This is a genomic window from Myxococcus sp. AB025B, from assembly GCF_006518215.1.
GTDB classification, from domain to species: Bacteria; Myxococcota; Myxococcia; order Myxococcales; family Myxococcaceae; genus Myxococcus; species Myxococcus fulvus.
The window spans coordinates 1-4,185 of sequence record NZ_SRLW01000497.1; the positions used below are offsets into that span (position 1 = coordinate 1).

Genomic DNA, 4,185 nt, shown 5'->3' on the forward strand with positions numbered 1-4,185 from the left:
CCCTCCAGCCCCGCCTCCACCTTCGTCACCCCGTCCGCGGAGCGCGCCGAGCACGCTCCCACCCGGAAGGTGCTGGTGGCCGCGTCATAGCTCCACTCCTTCGCGCCCACCTTTTTCTGCGGCGTCCACGCGCGCTGCCCCGGCTTGAGCACCGTCGCCCGGCAGATGCCCGTGCGCGAGCCCGGGCCGATGTTCGTCACCTGCAACTGCACCAGCACGAAGGTGCCGTCCTCCAGGTCCCCGATGAAGGTGAAGCTCTCCCCGTAGTTGTCGCTCGGGGAGAGCGTGGGCTCCAGCGCCGCGCCCGCCGCCGCCACGGTGGGCAGCAGCAGCGTCAGCAGGAGTCCCAGGACCTGGGACCGTCCCTCACGCCGCATGGGGGCGCTGCTCCATGAGCGCGTCCGACGAGTTCGTGTCGTTGAAGACGTAGTCGCGCTGCAGGGGCAGGTTCCAGGCGAAGTACACCACGCCGCGCACCAGCCACCAGCCCAGCGTGTACGCCAGCTGCGGATGCAACGTGAGCAGCGCCACGCCGCCCGCGTTGAGCAGCGCGCTCGTCCCGCTCACCACCGCGTAGCGCATCATCTGCCGGCCCACCGCGGCCGTGCTGCGGAAGGTGAGCACCCGGTTGATGGAGTAGTTCACCACCGCGCCCAGCAGCGCGCCCAGCACCGTCGCCCACGCGGGGAGCAGGCCCATCCACTCCACCAGCGCCAGCACCACCGCGAAGTCCGCCACCGTCGCGATGGCGCCCGCCGCCGCGTTCAGGCCCACAATCGCCTTCTCCGAGCGCGCCTCCTGGCGCTTCGGCGCCAGCGCCTTCACCAGGTTCCGGAACCGGGAGATGGCCGTCAGGTTGCTCATGATGGCGACGAAGACCAGGCCCACCACCGCCATCCAGTGCATGGGGTGCTTCTCCTCGGGCCAGAACACCGCCTCCAGAATCGGCGACAGCGCCGTGCCCGCGCCCAGGAACAGCACGCGCTCCAGCCGCTGCATCGCGCCGTCGCGCACGTTGACGCCCAGGCCCTCGCCCTTGGCGCGCACGTACGGCACCAGCGACGAACCCAGCAGCGCGCCCAGCGCGGGCAGGAGCACCCACGTGTCCCGGTAGTACCAGGCCAGGCCCATCAACATCGCCGAGTCCACGTACCGGTCCAGCACCGAGTCCAGCGCCGCGCCCGCGGGGTTGGCCTCCTTGCGCGTGCGGGCGATTCGCCCGTCCATCACGTCCAGGATGCCCGCCGCCAGGAACAGCCAGCCGCCGAGCGCGAAGCGCCCCGCCGCCACCGCCACACCCGAGGAGATGCCGAGCAGGCCCGACAGCATGGACAGCGCGTTGGCCGGCAGGCCCGAGCGCAGAATCACTGCCCACAGCGGCTGGATGATCCAGAAGAAGTAGTGGCGCAGGAAGTAGCCCACGAAGCCGGCGTTGCCCCGCTTGAGCGTCTCCTCGTCGCGCGGCACGCCCTTGAAGGCGACGCGGATGCAGAAGACGAGCAGGCCTCCCAGGAAGTACACACAGGCGAGGATGGCGGGAGCCAGCGCGGTCCAGATGCGGGCCGACGGAGACAGGTTTCCGGTCAGCCAGGCGACCAGGTTCTCAAGCACGGGTGTCCCCTCCAGGTGTCAGCGGCATCGAAACAGTCATGGGCGCGCTCTTGCGAGAGAACGCCAGCTCCACCGCCAGGAAGGCCGCGAGCGCGAAGGCGAGGCCCGCGAGCACGTCCAGGACATAGTGGTGCGTCAGATAGATGGCGGAGAATGCGACGAGCAGGGCGAACGCCCCGGTGCCCACCCGCCACTTCCACCCATCCCTCCACACGAACAGCATCACCATGAAGGGGTAGGCCGCGTGCAGCGAGGGCATGGCTCCGAACACGTTGGGATTGCGCGCGTAGAAGCCGGCGAAGTAGTTGATGCCCAACAGGGCGTCGAAGCGCGCCGTGCCCGCGGGGCTGGGCAGGGCGGCCAGGTTGGCGGGGCCCGGGCCGTAATCCAGGATGTACCAGGGCGGCGCGGCCGGATAGAGCAGGTAGGTGACCACGCCCAGGGCGTTCACCACCAGGAAGGCCCAGCACAGCTTCTCGAAGCGCGCGTCCTTCTTCACGAAGAAGAAGATGGCCATCAAGAAGACTTCGTAAAGGTAGGCCGCGTAGGCGAAGCCGCACAGCAGGTCCAGCACGACGTTCGAGCGCGTGCTCCACCACTGGGGCCAGTTGACACCGCCGGGGGCGGGGAACCACTGCGTCTCCCACACCCACAAGTCACCTGTGTGGATGGGGCCGCGCAGGAACAGCCAGAGCCCCTGGCTGTCCAGCAGCATGCCGGTCAGCCACAGCGGGAACCCACCGAAGAGGAAGCGGCGCGTGCGGGGGCCCGCCCAGGCCACCCCCAGCAGCGCCACGTCCGCCGCGACGTGGTCCCACCGGAGCCGACCGGTGGCCGTCACCAGCATCAAATGGCCCATCGCCAACAGGGTGACGAGCCAGATGAACGCCGGAGTCTTAGCGCGCGAGCGGGAGGTCATCCCCGTAGTAGTCGAGTCCGAGGTGGGTGATGGGCTCCTCACCGGCCACGACGCGCAGCGTGTTCTTCAGCTTGGTGAGCTGGATGAACAGGTCGTGCTCGACGGGCAGGCCCGGCTGCGCCATGGGGCTCTTGAAGTAGAAGGACATCCACTCCTGGATGCCCCGCCACTCCAGCCGCTTGGCCAGGTCCAGGAACAGCGCGATGTCCAGCACGAGCGGCGCCGCCAGGATGGAGTCGCGGCAGAGGAAGTTGACCTTGATCTGCATCGGATAGCCGAGCCACCCGATGATGTCGATGTTGTCCCAACCCTCCTTCGCGTCGCCGCGGGGCGGGTAGTAGTGGATGGACACCTTGTGCGAGTACTTGCTGTACAGCTCGGGGTAGAGCTCCGGCTGCAGGATGGTGTCCAGCACGCTCGACTTCGTCACTTCCTTGGCCTTGAAGGCCGCGGGGTCGTCGAGCACCTCGCCGTCGCGGTTGCCGAGGATGTTGGTGGAGAACCAGCCCTCGAGGCCGAGCATGCGGGCCTTGAGCGCGGGGGCGATGACCGTCTTCATCATCGTCTGGCCGCTCTTGAGGTCGCGGCCCGCGATGGGGACGCCCGCCTGCTTCGCCAGCTCCTGCAGCGCCGGCGTGTCCACGCTGGCGTTGGGCGTGGCGTTGGCGAAGGGCACGCCCTCCTTGATGGCCGCGTAGGTGTAGAGCGCGGTGGGGTTGATGTCCGGGCTGTTCTCGTCGAGCGCCTTCTCGAAGGCGGCCAGCGTCTTGAACGCCTCGGGCAGCGGACGGAAGGTCTCCACGCTGCTGCACACCACCATCACCGCGCGGGTGGCGCCCAGCTCCTTGATGAAGTCCCGGATGTCCTGGCGCAGCGCCTCGACGCTCTCGCGATGCGTCTTGGTGGACTTGGTGTGGTTGGCCTCGATGCGGCGGACGAACTCGGGGTCGTGCACGCCCTTCTTCGGCTTGATGCCTTGCAGGAACGGCTTGACCTGCTCCAGGTGCTTGTCGTGCAGCACGCCGGAGCGCACCGCCACCTGGTACGCGTCCTCGCTGATGATGTCCCACGCGCCGAAGACCACGTCACCCAGGCCCGCCAGCGGCACCAGCTCGCCCAGCTTCACGGTCCGTCCGTCCGTGCGCTTGCCCAGCCGCGCCGTGCCCATCTGCGTCAACGAGCCGATGGGCGCGCCCTTGCCCTGCCGCGCCAGCTCCACGCCCGCCATCAGCGTCGTGGACACCGCGCCCAGCCCGGGCACCAGCACCGCCAGCCTGCCCTCGGGCTTCGTGACCGACTTCTTGTTCTCCATCGTGGGTTCCTTAAGGGGGGCGGGGGGCCGCCCTGTGGTGAGTCTTCTCGGACTTTGCCGCTGCGCACCGACTGGATGCCGTGGGGTTTGCGGAAAATCTCGGATGCGGATGGTTGATACGCTAAAGCGTTCGTGACTTCAACGTGATGTGGGGCAGGCTGGTTAGCACGACGTGGGGCGGACTGATGGATCAGCACAGGCCCAGGTACAAGCCGACGCGAACGCGCCTGTCAGAGAAACGCCAGGTCGTGAGAAAAATGACACCTACCTGACCTTCCATGGGCATGGAGGGTAGGTCCGGGGTCGCCAGGACCCCGGGTGAAGTGGCGGGGTGGGTGTTGAC

The 4,185-nt window shown here is 68.2% G+C and carries 3 protein-coding genes and 1 pseudogene; all 4 read right to left on the reverse strand.

What is annotated here, in order from left to right; genetic code table 11:
• Positions 1 to 377, reverse strand: a pseudogene (locus FL311_RS41555) (hypothetical protein); the annotation flags it as partial.
• The gene (locus FL311_RS41560; RefSeq protein WP_074948594.1) at positions 367 to 1,611 is read right to left on the reverse strand and encodes a GtrA family protein; all 1,245 of its coding nucleotides are present in this window, start codon (positions 1,609 to 1,611) and stop codon (positions 367 to 369) included. The gene FL311_RS41560 and the pseudogene FL311_RS41555, both read right to left, overlap by 11 nt.
• A complete protein-coding gene (locus FL311_RS41565; RefSeq protein ID WP_141333148.1) occupies positions 1,604 to 2,530 on the reverse strand; it encodes a phosphatase PAP2 family protein in 927 nt (308 codons plus the stop codon). Before FL311_RS41565 ends, FL311_RS41560 begins: the two co-directional genes overlap by 8 nt.
• Positions 2,508 to 3,842, reverse strand: coding sequence for an inositol-3-phosphate synthase (locus FL311_RS41570; RefSeq protein WP_141333149.1), 1,335 nt, complete (start codon positions 3,840 to 3,842; stop codon positions 2,508 to 2,510). Before FL311_RS41570 ends, FL311_RS41565 begins: the two co-directional genes overlap by 23 nt.
• Positions 3,843 to 4,185: the final 343 nt, after the last annotated feature.